Source organism: Bradyrhizobium diazoefficiens, from assembly GCF_016612535.1.
GTDB lineage: Bacteria > Pseudomonadota > Alphaproteobacteria > Rhizobiales > Xanthobacteraceae > Bradyrhizobium > Bradyrhizobium diazoefficiens_C.
In genome coordinates this window covers 2,914,008-2,931,632 of sequence record NZ_JAENXS010000001.1, presented here as the reverse complement: position 1 = coordinate 2,931,632, position 17,625 = coordinate 2,914,008, and the positions used below count along the sequence as shown (strand labels likewise).

The following is a 17,625-nucleotide window of genomic DNA, read 5'->3' as shown; positions in this document are numbered from 1 at the left end:
TGCTGCTCGACAGCATTGACAAGAATTTGCCGCGATATCGTTCATGAAGATGAACACGATCTGAACGAGCGCCACTCCATTTCGTGTTCACGTGAATCTTGCTCACTTTGACTGCGCAGCGTAGGATCATTGGAGAAGATCGTTCTTCCAACACGGAGGATGCGGCCATGCAGCGCACGAAGCAAGCTTCGAAAAAGAAGCGGATGACCAAAGCTGCGGTACCTGCGCTCGGATTCGCCGGACTGACTTTTTCGCTGGCGGGAAGCGCGATGGCGTCCGCGGTGCCGGCAGACGAACCTCAACAGAGACTGAACTACACGCCCGGCCAATTCACTGCGCTCAGCGAGGAAGAACTCGCCGACGTCAACCTCGCCACCTTCCATCTCGCTAGCGATGAAAAGAGCTTCAGCGGAGTTTTGCTCGCGCGAGGCTGCGGTGGTTGTCGCGGCTGCGGCGGTTGCCGCGGCTGCGCCGCCAGAGGGTGCGGTGGCTGCAGAGGTTGCGCGGGCTGCAGAGCCTGCCGCTGCGGCGTCGGCTGTGGTGGCTGTGGCGTTGGCTGGATCGGCGTGCCATTGCCGGTGGCATGCACGGGCTGCTGCGCATCATGGGGCCGCTGCCGCTGGTGCTAGGCGTCGGCGCGCCCTGACGAGACATCGACAGATCGCAATTTCATTGGCCGGGCTCGCAAACGACCCGGCCAATTTCTATTGTCGTTCCGACATTCACCTCGTCTGGCCTCGGCTTGCCGATCGCAAGCGAGTATGTTCCAACTCATGCGAGGACATCCGGTGGTGCTCGGCACAAGCCGGGCCGCCCAGGCGTTTGTCGTGCCCCGACGACCGGACATGACGGGAACAGGATCAGCGTGCCGCCCCGATGACAGTCAAGCGAAAGAGCCGCACTGCGAAGCAGCCCCACAAGGGCATTTTGCGGTTCGCGCCGAACCTCACCGCCTATCTGCTTCCTCCCAATGCGGTCTGTCTCTATTCCGAGAACCGCAAGTTCTTCCTGCACGGCGATCTCTATTGCGCCGTGGCGGGCGCGATCGGAAAAAACGGCAAGGCCGCGCCGGACATCGTTCGCCAGCTTTCGAAGCGCTTTCCCATCCCCGAGATCGAGGAAGCGATCAGGCGGCTATTGGAGCGCCGCTATGTCGTCAGCGGAGCATCGCACACGGGCGCCGTTGACGGATATTGGGCCAGCCTCGGCCTGCCGCCGGAGATCGCCGCGGAGAACCTGCGCAATTGGCCTGTGCGGGTGGAATCGATCGACGTCAAAGGCGCGAGCGAACTGAGCGCGGCGTTGGGCAAGCTCGGGGTTCACATCGCCAAGCGGTCGCCCAAGCTGACCATCACGCTCGTGAACGATTACCTCGAGCCACGGCTTGCCGAATTGAACCGGGAACGCGTCGCCGACGGGACACCTTGGCTGCTGGTCCAGCCGTCCGGCGTGTTTCCGCTGGTCGGCCCTGTGTTCAAGCCGGGCGAGAGCGCGTGCTGGACCTGCCTGCACGATCGCATGATCCGCAATCGCGAGATCAAGGGATTTCTCGACCGCGGCACGGCGCAGGCGGTCGCCATATCGCCACTGGTCAGCGACACCGTCGGGCAGACCGCGATCCACTTCGCGGCCGTCGAAATCGCCAAGGCAATCGCTTCAGGGTTTCGCACCGATCTCAACGATCACATCGCAAGCTTCGACCTGACCGGGGCCGTCATCGCCAAGCACTACGTCGCGAAACGTCCGCAATGTTCGGCCTGCGGCAGCAAAAAGCTGAGGAATCCGCGACGGGCAGCAGTGCCGATCGAGATTGCCGAGGGCAAAAAGCTCGTCATGACCAGCGGCGGCTACCGCACCGTGACGTCGCGGGCGACCGTGGCGCACTATCGCAAGCACGTCAGTCCGCTGACCGGCGTGGTGTCACGGCTCGAGCGGATCGAGGTCGATCTGCCGATGAACACCAATTTCTTCGCCCACCACAATTTCTCCGCGCCGGCCTGGAACGTCGACCAGCTCAGGTCCGGCCTCAGTGGCGGCAGTTTCGGCAAGGGCTCCACGGCCGAGCAGGGTGAGGCCAGCGCGTTGATGGAGGCGATCGAGCGCTACTCGGGAATCTTCCAGGGTGACGAGATCAGGGCGAAGCGCCGCTTTGCCGATTTCCCGCCCGGTGACGCGCTGCTTCCCAATGACGTCCAGTTCTTCAGCGACATGCAGTTTCAGAACCGGCACGTCCCGCTTCATGACGATTCACATCCCGTCCCCGAGCCGTTCGATCCCGCGACCAGCACCGAGTGGTCGCCGGTCTGGTCGTTGCGCGACAAGCGCTTCAAATATCTTCCGACCGGCTTGCTGTATTTCTTCTATGGCGGCTTCCACACCGATTCCAACGGATGCGCCGCCGGCAACACCCGCGAGGAGGCCATCGTTCAGGGCTTTCTCGAACTGGTCGAACGCGATGCCTACGCGATCTGGTGGTACAACCGCGTGCGCCGTGCCGAACTCGACCTCGCGCAATTCGAGGATTCCTATGTGCGGGATCTTCAAAGCCAATTCGCCGATGCGGGGCGCCGGCTCTGGGTGCTCGACATCACGACCGATCTCGGCATTCCCTCCTATGTTGCGATCATGCACTGGATGCAGGACGGACACGAAAATATCGAGTTCGGATCCGGCTCGCATTTCGATCGCCGCATCGCCTTGCTGCGGTCCCTCACCGAGCTGACCCAGTTCATGTCGATTGGCATGATGGGCGGCGGAAGCGGCGAGAAGCCGTCGCTTGACGGCATCACGCCGCTGCGGCTGGAGGATTATCCGTTCCTGATTCCCGACGACAATCCGCTTCTCCCGCCGGCGCCGGGTCTGCGCGTTCACGACAACACGCGCGACCAGGTCAATGCCTGCGTCGAGATTGCCACCCGCGCAGGATATGATTTCCTCGTGCTCGACCAGACGCGGCCCGACGTCGAGGTCCCCGTCGTCCGCGTGCTCGTTCCGGGCTTGCGACATTTCTATCGCCGCTTCGGGCCTGGCCGGCTCTACGATGTCCCGGTGAAGCTTGGGCTATTGGATCGCCCGCGGCTGGAAAGCGAACTGACCCCGTTCCTGCCACACACCTGAAGGCTGGCCTCGTTGCGCGCGCCCCCAAGAAAGCCGACGAGGACAAGTGCACCCATCATCGCCGCGCGATTGAACGGCCGTTTCTCCCTGCACATGCAGGCCGACGGCAGCATTGCCGCGGTCTCCAGCGATGATTCGGTCAGTCTCGGACAATTCAGCGCGGCGGCGATCGCGCGGGCCGGGCATCTCGCGACCGGCCTGCCGCTCGCTTCCCTTGCCGGCAAGAGCGTGCCCGCGAAGCAGCTTCACGCTCTGGTGCAGCGACTGGCGCGGCACGGGCTTCTCGACTATCGCCTGTTCTCTCCCCGCGACGCGCAAGATCTGGTGGTGATCGAACCACAGATCGCCGACTACTGGCCGCAACCCGCCAAGCTATCGAGCAGCGATACGATCGTGTTGTCGCGCTTTGCTTATCTGCGCCGGCGCGGCAACGAGATGGTGCTGGAATCGCCGCGCGCCGGCGCGCTGTTCCGGATTTGCCATCCCGCCATTGCGGCGATGCTGGCTACCCTGTCGCAGCCTCACAAGATCAGCAGTCTTCGCAAGCAAATCGCTTCCCCGAATCTCGACCTGCTCGGCTTGTTGCTCGATGCCGCTATGCTGCTCAAGCTCGGTTTGAACGACGCCGACGGCGGTCGGGTGAACGAAGGCGATCGCAATCTCGTTCTCTGGGATTTCCACGATCTCGTGTTTCACACGCGCAGCACGGAGGGCCGGCACGTCAATCCGGTTGGCGGCGCGTACCTCCATGCGCGGGGCGTTCCGCCGCTGCCCGCGGTGCGCCCGCGCTGGCCCGGCAAGGCCATCGCCCTCGGCAAGCTCGCCGCGACGGAGCTGAAATCTCCCTTCGCGAATTTATTGCGCGAGCGCCATTCAACACGGGATTTCGACCACCAGCATCCGATCACGCTCGCCGAACTCGCGCAGTTTCTCGACACCACCGCCCGCGTGCTGTCGGAATGGACAAGCGAGGCAGATTTCGACGGCGGTCCGGAGGTCAGCTACAGTTGGAGGCCGTATCCGGCCGCTGGCAGCGCGTATGAGCTGGAATTGTACCTCGCGGTCTCGAACTGCGAGGGGCTCGCACGCGGACTTTATCACTACGATGCCGGCGGCCACGCACTGGTCGCGATCGAGGCCTCCGCCCAGCAGCTCCAGGCGCTGTCGACGGCCGCCGAGTTCGCCATGGGCACATCCGGCCCGCCGCAAATCCTGATCACGATCGCCGCGCGCTTCGGCCGGATCTCCTGGAAATACAGCTCGATCGCATACTCGCTGATCCTGAAGGATGTCGGCTGCCTGATCCAGACGTTCTATCTGGCGGCGACGGATATGGGCCTCGGCGGCTGCGCGATCGGCACCGGCAATATCGAGCAGTTTGCGAAAATGACGGGGCTGGAGTTTCACGTCGAGGGCGCGGTCGGGCAATTTGCGCTGGGGCGGGGGAGGAAGGCGGAGGGAGCGGGCTAGAGTGAGTGCACTTAATTCGCTATCGGTTCGAACGCGCGTCCATCCGGCAGAAACTCCGCTTATCGCATTGTGCAGATTTCCGGGGCCAGCTCTTTTGCTCGTGCGACCAAAATCTCCCTGCTCTTCAAATCGTGTCCAATCGCCCACACCATGCCCCTGAAGAAAGCCGACGCTACCATCACGGTACGAGCTGGATAGCTGCCACGCACAACGTAAGCGGTAGAATCGCAAAAGGCGAATTGCTACCTCGGATTGCATAAAAATATCTTTTCATCGGGTCAGTTGGAATTTTAAGAAACAAGCCGGTTTCGGCGCTACACCACGATTTTTATCGCGACGACGCTCGGGTTTTCTGAGATCGGAACAGCGATCTGCGGATCAACCGGTCTTTTCAACGAACCGCCACGATATCCCATGGCAGTACGAGGTCATCTCCGTGTTGAAATGTACGTTGACAGGTGACCGCGGCGATACTTATTATGCGATGCACAACTACAAGTTATGTCTCGTAGCTGCGTGCTGTTTAATGAGCATGCTTGCGGTTGGGCGAGTTGCTCTTCGTTTTGCAGTATTAATTATCGTTTCGAATATTCGGTGAAAAATATTCCGGAAGGCAGGGGGAGATCATGAAATGGTTTTCGTTTTTAGCCGCCGATAGCAGACTTCTCTTATTGTTGACCACACTCGGTTTGACCCTCGGAAATCTTGCTGGGCACGGAGATGTATTTGCACAGTCAGCCCCTCCATTTGCGATCACTTCTACTCCCCCGTTTGAACTCAACGAGACTGAAGGCGGTCCCGCCCGAGCGACGCTAAAGCAAGCGGCCGAGTTTGCCTGGGAAGAGTTCTTTGCTTTGAGCTGGCCGGCCGTGCCTCAGAGCGGAATGCCAAATCAACGGGATACACCGTCATCAGCCTGCGTCTTGGGAGACCAGTCTACTAACTGTGCCGGCCCGTTAGTATGGCAAACGTATCGCAGCAAGGTCGAGGTATTTCCCGGAGCTGGCGATCCCCCAGGATACAGCACAACCGCAGCTTCATTTGGGTACGACGCGCTTCCGCAATACAATTACAACCCTCCCGTGGCAGCCTGTTCGGGAGAAACGCGTCCTTCACAGACAGCATGGGTGAATCTCGATGAGACCGATCAGATAACTCTAGATTCAATGTATGCTGGAGCAGTTGTCGAAAAACCTTCTCCCAACAACAGTGCCCCCCAGTTGATCCGATTTCTGGCGAAGGCCAATCGCACTGAATATGAGTATATCGCCAAACACAATCTATGGGCTGATAGCGATATTGTCGCGGAGGCCGCCAAGTATGTAAGGATGAATAAACAGGACCCTCCTAACGGAGATAGTTATCTGCTGCTGCCATCAAATTCGATTGAAGTAAAAGCTGGATGGCGAGTGCTTGGTCCCCATGAAATTGCTAGCGGCAGATTTCATACAACAGTGGTCCGGTATTACGAACTAAGCGCAGGCATTCGCTGCTACCGACAGGCAATTTTCGGACTCGTTGCATTGCATATAATCCAAAAAACTCCGCTTGCTCCTTACTTCATTTACGCCACATTCGAACAAGCCGACAATATCTTGGACGAGAACGGTCGACCTGCGGAGGATCTCGACGGATCTCCCCAGTCGTCGCAACCTTGCCGGGCTGACCAGCAGAAACCCTGTCCGACTACACCTTCGGTATCGCTCAATGACACGACCACGGTGGCACCAACTGCAGATCACGTACCTCCACAAGTTGTGCTTGTGCCGCCAACGGCATCGTATTGTACACCCAACATAGGAGCGAGACCGCACAATCGGCTTTTTTACCTCAATACTGAGAGCCTTAAGGGCGTGCCGACTTTGGGCTACATTTGTGTCAACAAGCGCGACAATGACATTCCTCCGATCATAGTCGATGCAAACAAACGAGCGCATGCAATGATCCAGAGCTACAGCTCACAACATGGAGTCCGTAATTCTGTTTGGCAGTATTACAAGCTCGTTAATGTGCAGTACCGGCCCATCAACAAGACGCACGCTGGCGTCTATGGGACCCAAGCGGGAGAGAACGATTCGACAAATCAAAACAATCCGAGCAGCTACTATCTAGCCAACATAGTCGTCGAAACCAACCGCACCCTACAACTCTTTAGCGGAGGTCTGGTAAATCAAGGCGGAAGTGGATCGAACAGCGACTATGCTAGCCAGTTTCCCTTCCCCGGAGGGGTTGGTGCCGCAATTCAACCGAATATGTTCTATCAGGGGTCCGGATATAACATGGGAGGCTGCATGGGCTGCCACGGCGGCCAAGGACAAATCCAGGGGGGGGATTTCAGCGTGATCGTGGCTCGTGGTCGGGTCTCGAAGCCCGAAACTCCGTCCGAACCGACAAACGGCGGAGCCGCTGTAATGTTCCGCAACAGGTCGCTGCAATAGAAGTCCGTTGATAGAACATATTACTGACTTACGAAGGTAGAGTTCGACCGAGGAGAATGTTTTATGAGTAACCCGATCACCTTCACAAACACCATCAAGCCCTATTTTACCCCCTGCTACCGCGCGCATATGATGATGTACGGCAATAGATTTGATCTCTGGGACGCGAAGGCGGTTCAAACCGAGTGGGATATGATCCATACGAAAGTTAAATCCGGCGATATGCCCGCACCAGGTTGCCCCGAAGGGGTTTGGGACGACATGACACAAGAGCGATTTTTGATCGATTTTACTGCGTGGAAGGCGGCGGGATATCCCTCGTAAGGGGATTACAGTGACACCACTGGACTTAATTCGCTATCGGTTCGAACGTGCGCATTTAGTGCACCGTAATTCCGCTTGTGGCTGCACCTCCTCTACTTGCCGCTAAGCCCAGTCCTCGCCGCACTCGGCGGCTACCTGCGGTCTCGCGTCAAACGGCGCGAGCTAGCTAGCTGATTAAACCTGATGCAGGGGGGAGAAAATGGTGCCTAGGGGCAGACTCGAACCACCGACACCGCGATTTTCGATCGCATACTCTACCAACTGAGCTACCTGATCGTGCTGAGCGGAAGGACCGGTGCCCGCGGAATGTGACGATTGTCACAGAGTCGATGCTTGCCTTTCGGCAGGTTGCACATAGTCTGCGCGCATAACGTCGGGGCTGAAATGGGCGCTTTCCGTTGGATTACGTTGTTCTTTTCGATCTGGCTGATGTGCAGCTCGGCGCAGGCCGAGCGCCGGATCGCGCTGGTGATGGGCAACTCAGCCTATAGAAGTGCACCCAAGCTCTCCAACCCCGCGAACGATGCCGCCCTGGTCGGTGGTATGTTCAAGAAGGCCGGATTCGACTGGGTCGACGTCAGGACCGATCTGAACGCTTCAGAGATGCGCAGGGCTCTGCGCGACTTCGGCGGGCGGGCGCGAGATGCCGAGGTGGCCGTCATTTACTACGCTGGTCACGGCATTGAACTCGATGGGACGAACTACCTCATTCCGACTGATGCGACTCTGGAGACCGACAGCGACGTTCTGGATGAGACTGTAGCGCTTGATCGCGCGCTGTTCGCGGTCGAACCCGCCAAGCAACTTCGGCTGATCATCCTTGATGCCTGCCGCGACAACCCCTTCTCCAGATCCATCAAGAGAACGGTTGCCGTCCGTGCCATCGGTCGCGGCCTTGCCAAGGTCGAGCCGACCAGCCCGAATACAATGATAGCGTTCGCTGCCAAGGCGGGGTCTACGGCTTCGGATGGCGATTCCAAGAACAGCCCATTCGCCGCAGCGCTTGTCGAGCGACTGCCGACACCCGGTCTCGATTTGCGCAAGGCGTTCGGCTTTGTCCGCGATGACGTCTTGAAGAACACCAGCTACAAACAGGAACCGTATGTGTACGGTTCGCTCGGCGGCGATGACGTGCCGCTTGTCGCAGCCAAGCCGACGGCAACCGGCCCTCAGGCAAACCCGGACGACGCAGTTCGCCGCAATTACGAGCTTGCCCTGCAACTCGGCACCCGCGACGGATGGACAGCCTTCTTGAGCCGATACGCTGACGGCTTCTATGCCGACCTCGCCAAGGGGCAACTCAACAAGATCGCGGCAGAGGAAGCCCGCGCAGCGGCGGTCGACAAGGCTCGGCAGGTCGAAGAAGAAAGGGCACGGCTTGCCGCCGACGGCGCAAGGAAGGTCGAACAGAACAAAGCCGCCGCAGCCGCCAAGGCTGCTGAGAATGCGCAGCTCGCCGCCGAGAAGGCCAAGCAGATCGAGGAGACCAAAGCCGCCGCCGCCGAGCAACGGCGCAAGGAGATAGAGGCCGCTGTTGCAAAGGCTCTGGCCGACAAGCAGGCAGCAGAGAAGAAGGTCAGCTCCGAAGCTGACCAGAAGGTTGCGGCCCTGCCATCTCCCGCACCTTCATTCGAACCGGTGGAGTCGCCGCAAGAGCTCGTCAGGTCGGTCCAATCCGAACTCCGCCGCGTCGGCTGTCTTGCTGATGCGGAGAGCGTTGAGTGGGGCGCCAAGCCACAGCGCTCGCTGACACTGTTCAACAAGTACGCCGGAACCAAGCTCGACACGACACTCGCGAGCTTCGATGCATTGGAGGCGATCAAAGCCCGGACAGGCCGCGTCTGCCCGCTCGTCTGCGATCATGGTTTTAGGGCAGATGGCGATCATTGCTCAAAGATCACCTGCCGCGCAGGTTACCAGATCGGCGACGAGAATACCTGCGAAAAGATCAACGTAAAGAAGCCAACTGCAAAGCGCGAAGAACCAAGAGTAAACGCTGACCGCCAAGCCCCCGCGAGAGCGGCTTCCCAAGCGTCAACGTCGAACGCATCGGGACAAATTGTTTGCAACGCCGCCGGGTGCCGCCCGGTGCAAAAAGGTTGTCATTTGGAATCAGCCACAACCGCCGCGATGGGGTCGATGGGGGCCGCTAGTCGTAACAGAGAAGTCTGCAATTAAATCATCCCTGCGCGCCCGATCGCGGACGGCGCGGTGCTCCCTCGGCAGGATCGTTCCCGTCGGCAGAATGCCCAGTCGCAGCAGGTGGGCAAGATGCTGCGCAACGGTCTCATCACCACCGTGTCGCGCCAGCGCGCCAGAAAGCTGGCGTTCCCGGTCTGAGGCGAAGACCGCCCTCAAGCCGCTTCAGACGTCGATCTCGCACGCCGCTCGAGCACGCCGATGGTCGAAACCAAATTGTCGCGTCGCGCACGAAGGTTCAGCGCGAGCAGCGGATATGCCGGCTGCTGCACGTCGAACACCCCGGCGCGGGCCTCTTGCTCGAGAATATCGGTGTTGAGCAGCCGAACGCGCCACCACAAATCGGCGATCAACGCATCGAGCTGGAGTTCGCCAGCGGCACCAGAACGGGACACTTCCTGCATCGCCTGCCTCAACTTGAAACGGCCTCTCCGCTGAGGCCTGGCTTTGGTCATGACTGAGCAAGCTTTGCGGCCGTGCAGTACGCCCGAGAACCCATCGGGACCAGCTCTGCGTCTGCCCCCGATCGATGCCGTCAAACGGAGAGGTGCCGCAGGACTGGGGACAGCAGGGCGTCCGCCGCGCGTTCCGCGGCATTCGCCCCCAAGCCAAAGGTGCCATCAATAGCCAACCTGGCAAATCCATGCACAATCGACCAGCAGGCGATCGAGGGCGCCATGCGCGGATCGCCGTGTTCAAGCTCAGGGGCGTCTTTGCCTCTGACCAGGCGGTCCATCGCAGCGAAGGCGCGGTCGCCTGCTCGGCAGCGTTCAGCGTCGTTCATGTCCAGCAGCGCGACGCGCCACATGAGATCGAAACGCGCGCGCTGTTCGAGCGCGAAGCGAACGTAGGCAGCACCCTGGCGCTGGATGCGCGTGATGCGATCTGCCGAACAATCCGAACTCGCCGCCTCAAGCCGGTCGGCGAGATCGTCGAATGCCAGTGTTGCGATCGCCGTCAGCAGCGCTCGAACATCGCGGAAGTGATGTTTGGGGGCCCCGGATGACACACCGGCGCGGCGCGCGGTTTCACGCAGGCTGAAACCTTCGACGCCTTTCTCTGCGAGAAGGCTTTCCGCGGCTTCCAACAGGGTCGCGCGGAGGTGGCCGTGATGATAGCCGCGCGACATCTTGACACTGGGTAGATTAGTATTCATAAGCTAATCTATGCACTGAGTAGATCGAAGGGCAAGGCACTTGGATCCTCGTTTCGCGTTCGGCACCGGCAACACCATCGCCATGCTCGGGTGGCTTGGATTGCTCACATCTCTGTTCGTCCCGATCGCGCGGGACGGCGTGAGGCGCACCACGCGTTTGTTCATCCCGGCGCTATTCGGTGTCGCGTATGTGGTGTTGATCGGGCAGGGCTGGAGCAAGGCGGTCGGCGGCGGATTCGGTTCGATCGAGCAGGTGCGCGCGCTGTTCGCGGTAGACGCCGCGCTTGTGGCAGGCTGGCTCCATTATCTCGCCTTCGATCTCTTCGTTGGGAGTTGGATCGTCGAGGATGGCCTGACGCGGGGGATCAATCGTTTTGCGCTGATTCCGTGCCTGGGCCTTACCTTCCTGTTCGGCCCGGCGGGGCTGCTCCTTTTCCTCGGGCTGCGGCTCTTACCTGCGCGGGAATCGACGTGATGGCCACGACACTCACCTCTGTCCCGTCTCGCGCGGCAATTCCCTTCGAATGGCTACGCCGCCAACCGGCATTGACCCGCTTTGGCGCGGCGTTGCTGCTGCTCCTCGTGCCCGTCCTTGCCGCCTCGACGATAGATCCTCGGACCATCGATGGCGTCAGCGTCTGGGCCAAGCCGGCCAAGTTCCTGTTCTCGATCGCGGTCCATGTGCTGACCTACGCGTGGTTCATGGGCTATGTGCGGCCCGATCAGCGCGAGACGCCGCTGATGCGTCGCACGGTGGGCGTCCTGATCGCCGCCAACATCTTCGAACTCGCATGGATCAGCTGGCAGGCCGCGCATGGCCTGCGATCGCATTTTAACGACGACACGCCATTCTATGCGGTGATGTATGGGCTGATGGGGGCCGCTGTTCTGCTGATCGTCGGTGCGAACGTGCCGCTCGCCTGGAATATCTGGCGGCGACCGGCGGACGACCTCAGGCCGGAATATCGGGCTGCGGTCATCGCCGGCCTGCTGTTGACCGTCGTGCTGGGCGGCGGGTTTGGAATATATATGAGCCAGCAGACCGGCCACGCGGTGGGCGCGGCCGCCGGGCATCTGCCTATGTTCGGGTGGAATCGCGTGGGCGGCGATCTGCGGGTGGCGCACTTCTTCGGCATTCACGCCGAGCAGGCAATCCCGCTCCTGGCTTTCGTCGTCACTCGGCTGAATCTTCCTACACGATGGGTCGCGATTCTTCTGGGTTCGGCCGCCTATGCGGCCTTGACCGTAGCCACCTTTGTCCAGGCGCTCCAGGCACGGCCTTTTCCGTTTTGATGAACGCGCGTTATCCTCAGTGACGGGCGCCCCTCCCGGGCGAAGCCGGGACCGACCAGGATCTGGCGCAGCTCGCCGACGCGATCGCTCGCGCGCATCAGACAAGCCTCGACCAAGCCAACGCCTATGCCGGTCTTCGCATCGCGCCCGAGGGCTCGCTGCGCGTCGCGCTCGTGGCCGTGGAATGGGAATGGTGCGCATCAGGGCTTCCGACGCGCTTCTCAAGCTGCAACGTTCGCTGGACCAGGTCATCCAACTCAAAGGACTGCGAATCGAGGAATGCGACCGACCCATTGTTCGGGTCGGCGGCCAGCCGGTGGGTCTCGCTCAAATGAGCGACGCCTGTGAGGAAATTGGCGGCGACCTTTTCGTAGCGGTTATTTCGCCGGCATGGCAGGTGGATGGCGTCCATTTGGGCGCATCCGACCATAGCGCGCCGGCGGCACACCCGCGTGGCGAGCGAATGCGACGCTGAAGGTGCTCGCGGAACTGTAGCCCACGCGCTCGGCAATCTGATCTATGCCGAGCTCATGTCCGCAAAGCAGGCGCCTGGCCAGCGCCATGCGCCAGGCCAGCAGATATGCCATCGGCGGCATGCCCACGGTGCGACTGAAACGGACGAAGAAAGCCGAACGCGACAAGGCGGCTTCGGCAGCGAGTTCTGCTACCGTCCAAAGGTATTCGGGGCGTGCATGGAGGGCGCGCAGCGCGGCCGCCAGGCGGTCGTCGGCAAGACCTCGGGCCAGGCCCGGCGCAGAAGCGGTCTCACCGCCGCATCGCAAGGCCTCGATCAGCAGCACCTCCAGCAGCCGCTCGAGTACGAGTTCGCGTGCCGGACGTCGCGCGCGGGTCTCCTCGCTGACCAACTGCATCAGCGTCGCGAGCCGGGGCTCTCCACGCACGAATACCACCTGCGGCAGCAGCGATACGAGCAGTTCCGCATCCGGCGAACCAAAGCTGCAGTGTCCGATCCGCATCACTAGCTCCGCGGGTCCGTCTTCGCGGCCGACGCGAAAACGGCCCTCACTCATCTTGATCGGCGCTGCGGTCAGTCCTTCCAGTGGTGCGTCCAGGCTTTCATTGATGAGGTCGTGCATGGCCGGGACCAGCACGAAATCGCCGGACTGCAACGTCATGGACGGCTGCCCGTCCACCATCACGCGGCAGCGCCCCTCCAACACTGCGCAGTAGAATGGCTCGCCGGTTGATTTGCGGTGGATCTTCCACGAGCCGGCGCACTCCACCAGCTTGGAGAAACGGGCGGCCGGCTGGAGCAGCGTGACGACCTCGGCGAGGGGATCACTTGCAGGACTGTCGCCAAAGAATTGCATACTGTCAGCGATAGCAAGTCCCGCGCCCTTATTCTATCTCCAGTTCGGTTCCCATACCTCTGGAGTATCTCATGCCCACTGTCCTCATCACCGGCTGCTCGTCTGGCTTCGGTCTGGAAACCGCACGGCTGTTTCTCGATCGCGGCTGGGACGTCGTGGCAACGATGCGTGTGCCCCATGCCGAGCTTCTGCCGCCTTCCGATCGTCTGCGCATCCTGGCGCTCGATATCACCGACGCCGCGCACGTCGCCCGAGCTATCGCCGAGGCCGGGCCGATCGACGTTCTGGTCAACAATGCCGGCTTCGGCGTGCCGTCGCCGATCGAACTGACTGCGCCCGAGACGGCCCGCGCTTTATTCGGGACCAACACGCTCGGCACGTTGGCGATGGTTCGGGCGGTGCTTCCGGCGTTTCGCCAGCGCCGGGCAGGCGTGATCATCAACATCACCTCGTCGGTCACGCTCAAGGCGCTGCCTCTGGTCGGCCTATACCGGGCGAGCAAGGCGGCGGTGAACGCCTTCACCGAATCGCTGGCGGTGGAAGTTGCGCCCTTTGGTGTGCGCGTGCATCTGGTCCTGCCGGGGCGCGCACCCGAGACGCGCTTCGGCGAAAATGCGTTTCCGCACCTGCGCGGCCGCGACAATCCCGACTATGCGCCAATGATCGAGCGTATCGTGGCGAGCATCCGCGACAGTTCGGGTCCGATGACGCGTTCGTCTGACGTCGCCGAAGCGATCTGGCGGGTCGCCAACGATCCGTCTGCACCCCTACGCATAGCAGCCGGAGCCGATGCCGAAGCCTGGATCGCGGAGGCGGGCTGAGCCTCCCGGGTGCCTTCGCGGAGGATCTGCCGCGTCCCGAGATCAGCGTGTCGGTAAACGACAATGCAGCGAGGTCATGTCATGAGCAAGTCCGCCTATGATTGCAGCATCGATGGTCAAGACTACTCGCTCGAACTGCTGGCGGCGGTGAGGTATCATCGCGATCTGCATGTTCTGCATGAAATGGGGCGGGCAGGCGCGAATGTCGTGCATGACGGCAAGACTTTGTCCGACGACGACATTCAAGCTCGCGGGCCACAGGGAGGACGCCTTCGCCCCGCTCCGCCCGCTTGACCGCTTTCAATTTGTAAGTCGTCGGAAGCTGACGCTTCTTTCCTTGTCCTGCCACAGGTCATCCTCGGAATGCCTGTCACTGTAATTATCGTGTCTCACTTCAGGGGTGCAGTCCAGCACTGTCACCGTGATTCTGAATGTCAAATACGGACAGTACTCTCGGCCGAAGCGGCTGATCGCAGTGCTACCTCCGGCCGGGGAACGCTGACTCAACCGGGATAACCGCCACCCGGCCTCGGGACAGCGATGCAACAGGCCCTTCGCAACCGTCCGTCGGGGGTGCGCTCTCGATGCCGAACGTTGCGGCGAGCTCTCTAACGCCAACCGGAGTCACGACGAGCGCGCGGCTATCCCGGACATGCTCGACCCAATCGTGCTCGAGCGCGTGATCAAGAATGGCAGCGCCAACCGCCCCTGCCAGATGCGACCGCCGCTCGCTCCAGTCGAGACAGGGGCGACAGAACACCCGGCGCCTGGAGGCGAGGCGAAGATCGACGCCCAACTCATCGAAGAATGACCGACCGGCATCGGTTAATTGTCCGCCATCCTCGTCGAGCAGAATGAACGACTGTTGGACCAGCCGGTCGGCGATTGCGACGGCGATGCGGCCGGCCATGTGGTCATAGCACGTCCGCGCGTGTCGGAGCGTCTCTCCGCCGCGCCAGAGATTGCGCTGCCGGGCGGGGCCTTCCTGCGCCACCACCATGAGGCTTTCAAGCACGCGCGCGACGTGCGGAGAGGCCAGGCGGAAATATCGTCGTCGGCCCTGTTTTGCGAGCGCGAGCAATCCGGCGTCGCTGAGTTTTGCAAGATGGCCACTCGCTGTCTGCGGCGCCACGCCAGACACATAGGCAAGCTCCGAGGCGGTCAACGTTCGGCCATCCATCAGCGCGCTCAGCATGTTGGCGCGCGCCGGATCGCCGATGAGCGCCGCGACCTGGGCGATTTTGGGTCCCGTATCCATGTCTTTTTCCTAACGCCGACGAGGACGCAGTGCCAGCGCAAATACTTCGGCCGAGACCGTAGTAGTTCCGCAAGACCGGCTCGATCACCGGACATAGGTTGCCTGGACACCAACAAGCCCAGCGAAAGCAAGTGCCGCGATGGGCGAAAGATATCATCCCCGCGGCTCCGAATATTCGATTGGTATCGAATGATGATCGCAAAGCAGGCTTATCCGAGCCGTCAAATTCTCACAGACAACTGAGTGTGATCAATGCAAACAGCTTCGCTCAACACAAGGCAGCCGGAACAAGCCCGCTCCCACGACACGTCATCCCGTTCGCCTCTCGCGACGGCGCTGGCGCTTGCCGCCACGAGCCTCGGCCTCGGCGTGGTGCAGCTCGATATCACCATCGTCAACACTGCGCTGAGCAGCATCGGCACCTCGCTCGGCGGCAGCGTCGCCGAGCTGCAATGGGTGGTGACCGCCTATACCATCGCATTCGCGGCCTTCATTTTGACCGCCGGCGCGCTCGGTGACCGCGTTGGCGCCAAACGGATATTCATCGCGGGCTTTGCGATCTTCACGTTGGCTTCGCTCGCCTGCGCACTGGCGCCGTCGGCGATATTCCTGATCGCCGCACGCTCCGTGCAGGGCCTGGCAGCAGCGATCCTGGTGCCGAACTCGCTGACGCTGCTCAATCATGCCTATACCGATCCGAAGGCGCGCGGCCGCGCGGTCGGCTTCTGGGCCGCAGGTGCGAGCGTCGCACTGACTTCGGGGCCGTTCGTCGGCGGCGCGCTGATCGCACTGGTCGGCTGGCGCGCGATCTTTCTCGTCAACCTGCCGATTGGCGCCGCCGGCCTCTGGCTTGCCTGGCGCTATGCCGAGGAAACGCCGCGGCTCGCGCAGCGCGAGATCGATCTGCCGGGACAGATCGCGGCGATTGCAACCCTCGGCACACTGGCCGGCGCCCTGATCGAAGGCGGCGTGCTCGGCTGGAGCCATCCGCTCGTCATCGTGGGCTTCGTGGCAGCGGCAGTGATCGGATTCCTGTTCGTATGGCGCGAGGCGCGCGCGCCACAACCGATGCTGCCGCTCTCGCTGTTCCGCCACCGCATGTTTGCGCTGACCGCTCTGGTCGGGCTCCTCTTCAACATCGCCTTCTACGGCCTAATCTTCGTGCTCAGTCTCTACTTCCAGAAGGTCAATGGCTGGCCGCCGTTCGCAACGGGCCTCGCCTTCGTGCCCATGATGGCCATGGTGCTGCCCGCCAACCTGGTCACCGCGTCGATCAGCGAGCGCCTCGGCGCGCCGCAAACCATTGCGTTGGCTTGTGTGATCACTGCCACGGGCTGCGTTGCGCTGCTGCCCATGGCCTCAGGCACCAGCTACGGGACGATCGGCGCTCAGCTCATGGTCCTCGGCGGCGGGCTCGGCCTGCTCGTGCCGTCCTTGACCTCAACGCTGCTTGGCAGTGTCGAGAAGTCGCGATCCGGCATCGCCGCGGGCGTATTGAACGCGACGCGGCAGACCGGCAGCGTGCTTGGCGTTGCCCTGTTCGGCTCGCTGGTCGGAGGCAACAACGCGTTCATGACGGGCGCGCATGCCTCGCTCGTGATATCGGCCGCTGTGTTGCTCGCAGGTGCGTTCGCGATCTGGCATGGCCGGGCAAAGGAGGAACGATGAAGGGGCGCGGGTCGAACTCGTGTGGCGCCCCCGGGGGCCGCAGCACGTCCTCCCTTCGGGAGAGGGTGCGCTCCATCGGCAGATGGCTTTTCAGTTTCGTCAATGGATGGATCGCGGCCTTCATCACTCAACGCAAATACCAAGCGAGTTTGGCCTTCTTGCGTAGTCTCAGCGATGAAGAGCTGCGAGATATGGGCCTTCATCGCGGTCTGATTGGCCCAGCTCTGAAGGATGCCGCCAGCTATCGTGCGTCAAGACAGCGCCCGAACCCTTATTGCTCAAAACGGAAGTCTGAGAAAAGCTCGAGGTCGTCTGAGGGCCATATTCGGACATAGGGCGAGTGAGCCTGTGATTGCGCCAATCGTACGCAAACGTCCGCGTAAGCGACCGTGACCTCGCCCCCTGTACCCATGATCGCAAGTTGATTGCGGGTGATTTGAACCTGCGGACCTAAACGATTGATTGTTAGGGCGACCTTCCACGCTCAAAACAAAACCAATCCCTAGGGAGAAAAATTCGCGAGCGCCCTTCGCGGCGATCTCTAGCGAAC

The 17,625-nt window shown here is 61.4% G+C and carries 15 protein-coding genes and 1 tRNA gene; 10 read left to right on the top strand and 6 right to left on the bottom strand.

All coding sequences use genetic code 11. The features are described 5' to 3' along the window. Window positions 1-876 precede the first annotated feature (876 nt). The 4 genes from JJE66_RS13875 (at window position 877) to JJE66_RS13860 (ending at window position 7,349) form a co-directional block, all read left to right on the top strand. On the top strand, window positions 877-3,117 hold the full coding sequence (locus JJE66_RS13875) for a TOMM precursor leader peptide-binding protein (RefSeq protein ID WP_200514802.1): 2,241 nt from the start codon (window positions 877-879) through the stop codon (window positions 3,115-3,117). Window positions 3,118-3,210: 93 nt separating this feature from the next. Beyond that, window positions 3,211-4,587, top strand: coding sequence for a SagB family peptide dehydrogenase (locus tag JJE66_RS13870; RefSeq protein WP_200515357.1), 1,377 nt, complete (start codon window positions 3,211-3,213; stop codon window positions 4,585-4,587). Between the two features lie 626 nt (window positions 4,588-5,213). Beyond that, window positions 5,214-7,025 (top strand): hypothetical protein, encoded by a 1,812-nt coding sequence (locus tag JJE66_RS13865; RefSeq protein ID WP_200514801.1) that lies wholly within the window; start codon window positions 5,214-5,216, stop codon window positions 7,023-7,025. A gap of 63 nt (window positions 7,026-7,088) precedes the next feature. Further along, window positions 7,089-7,349 carry a hypothetical protein gene (locus JJE66_RS13860; RefSeq protein WP_200514800.1) on the top strand — a complete coding sequence of 87 codons (261 nt, stop codon included), beginning with the start codon at window positions 7,089-7,091 and terminating at the stop codon, window positions 7,347-7,349. A 200-nt stretch (window positions 7,350-7,549) separates the two neighbouring features. Here JJE66_RS13860 and JJE66_RS13855 read toward each other — a convergent pair. Then, window positions 7,550-7,619 (bottom strand) — tRNA-Phe (locus JJE66_RS13855). Window positions 7,620-7,733: 114 nt separating this feature from the next. Here JJE66_RS13855 and JJE66_RS13850 point away from each other — a divergent pair. Continuing rightward, entirely contained in the window at window positions 7,734-9,527 is a 1,794-nt protein-coding gene (locus tag JJE66_RS13850) for a caspase family protein (RefSeq protein WP_200514799.1), read from the top strand. 176 nt (window positions 9,528-9,703) lie between these two features. On the opposite strand, the gene JJE66_RS13845 is transcribed toward JJE66_RS13850, so the two are convergent. Both JJE66_RS13845 and JJE66_RS13840 read right to left on the bottom strand, forming a co-directional pair. Then, window positions 9,704-9,952: a hypothetical protein gene (locus JJE66_RS13845; protein WP_200514798.1), complete on the bottom strand. Its 249-nt coding sequence runs from the start codon at window positions 9,950-9,952 to the stop codon at window positions 9,704-9,706. A gap of 131 nt (window positions 9,953-10,083) precedes the next feature. Next, on the bottom strand, window positions 10,084-10,677 hold the full coding sequence (locus JJE66_RS13840) for a TetR/AcrR family transcriptional regulator (protein ID WP_200514797.1): 594 nt from the start codon (window positions 10,675-10,677) through the stop codon (window positions 10,084-10,086). 67 nt (window positions 10,678-10,744) lie between these two features. Here JJE66_RS13840 and JJE66_RS13835 point away from each other — a divergent pair, with 67 nt between their 5' ends. Together JJE66_RS13835 and JJE66_RS13830 are read left to right on the top strand one after the other, a co-directional pair. Continuing rightward, window positions 10,745-11,179 carry an ABA4-like family protein gene (locus JJE66_RS13835; protein ID WP_246756182.1) on the top strand — a complete coding sequence of 145 codons (435 nt, stop codon included), beginning with the start codon at window positions 10,745-10,747 and terminating at the stop codon, window positions 11,177-11,179. Continuing rightward, window positions 11,179-11,997 (top strand): hypothetical protein, encoded by an 819-nt coding sequence (locus JJE66_RS13830; protein WP_200514796.1) that lies wholly within the window; start codon window positions 11,179-11,181, stop codon window positions 11,995-11,997. Before JJE66_RS13835 ends, JJE66_RS13830 begins: the two co-directional genes overlap by 1 nt. Window positions 11,998-12,121: 124 nt before the next feature. On the opposite strand, the gene JJE66_RS13825 is transcribed toward JJE66_RS13830, so the two are convergent. Together JJE66_RS13825 and JJE66_RS13820 are read right to left on the bottom strand one after the other, a co-directional pair. Next, the gene (locus JJE66_RS13825; protein WP_200515407.1) at window positions 12,122-12,409 is read right to left on the bottom strand and encodes a hypothetical protein; all 288 of its coding nucleotides are present in this window, start codon (window positions 12,407-12,409) and stop codon (window positions 12,122-12,124) included. Then, on the bottom strand, window positions 12,375-13,328 hold the full coding sequence (locus JJE66_RS13820; RefSeq protein ID WP_200514795.1) for an AraC family transcriptional regulator: 954 nt from the start codon (window positions 13,326-13,328) through the stop codon (window positions 12,375-12,377). Before JJE66_RS13820 ends, JJE66_RS13825 begins: the two co-directional genes overlap by 35 nt. A 71-nt stretch (window positions 13,329-13,399) precedes the next feature. Between JJE66_RS13820 and JJE66_RS13815 the strand changes: the two genes are divergently transcribed. Together JJE66_RS13815 and JJE66_RS13810 are read left to right on the top strand one after the other, a co-directional pair. Then, entirely contained in the window at window positions 13,400-14,149 is a 750-nt protein-coding gene (locus tag JJE66_RS13815) for an SDR family oxidoreductase (RefSeq protein WP_200514794.1), read from the top strand. A gap of 81 nt (window positions 14,150-14,230) precedes the next feature. Continuing rightward, complete coding sequence (locus JJE66_RS13810; protein WP_200514793.1) at window positions 14,231-14,443, top strand: hypothetical protein; 213 nt, start codon at window positions 14,231-14,233, stop codon at window positions 14,441-14,443. A gap of 184 nt (window positions 14,444-14,627) precedes the next feature. Here the strand turns inward: JJE66_RS13810 and JJE66_RS13805 are convergent, their stop codons facing one another. Then, window positions 14,628-15,407 (bottom strand): helix-turn-helix transcriptional regulator, encoded by a 780-nt coding sequence (locus JJE66_RS13805; protein WP_200514792.1) that lies wholly within the window; start codon window positions 15,405-15,407, stop codon window positions 14,628-14,630. Window positions 15,408-15,659: 252 nt separating this feature from the next. On the opposite strand from JJE66_RS13805, the gene JJE66_RS13800 reads away from it, so the two are divergent. Continuing rightward, the gene (locus JJE66_RS13800; protein ID WP_200514791.1) at window positions 15,660-17,075 is read left to right on the top strand and encodes an MFS transporter; all 1,416 of its coding nucleotides are present in this window, start codon (window positions 15,660-15,662) and stop codon (window positions 17,073-17,075) included. The last annotated feature ends 550 nt before the right edge of the window (window positions 17,076-17,625 follow it).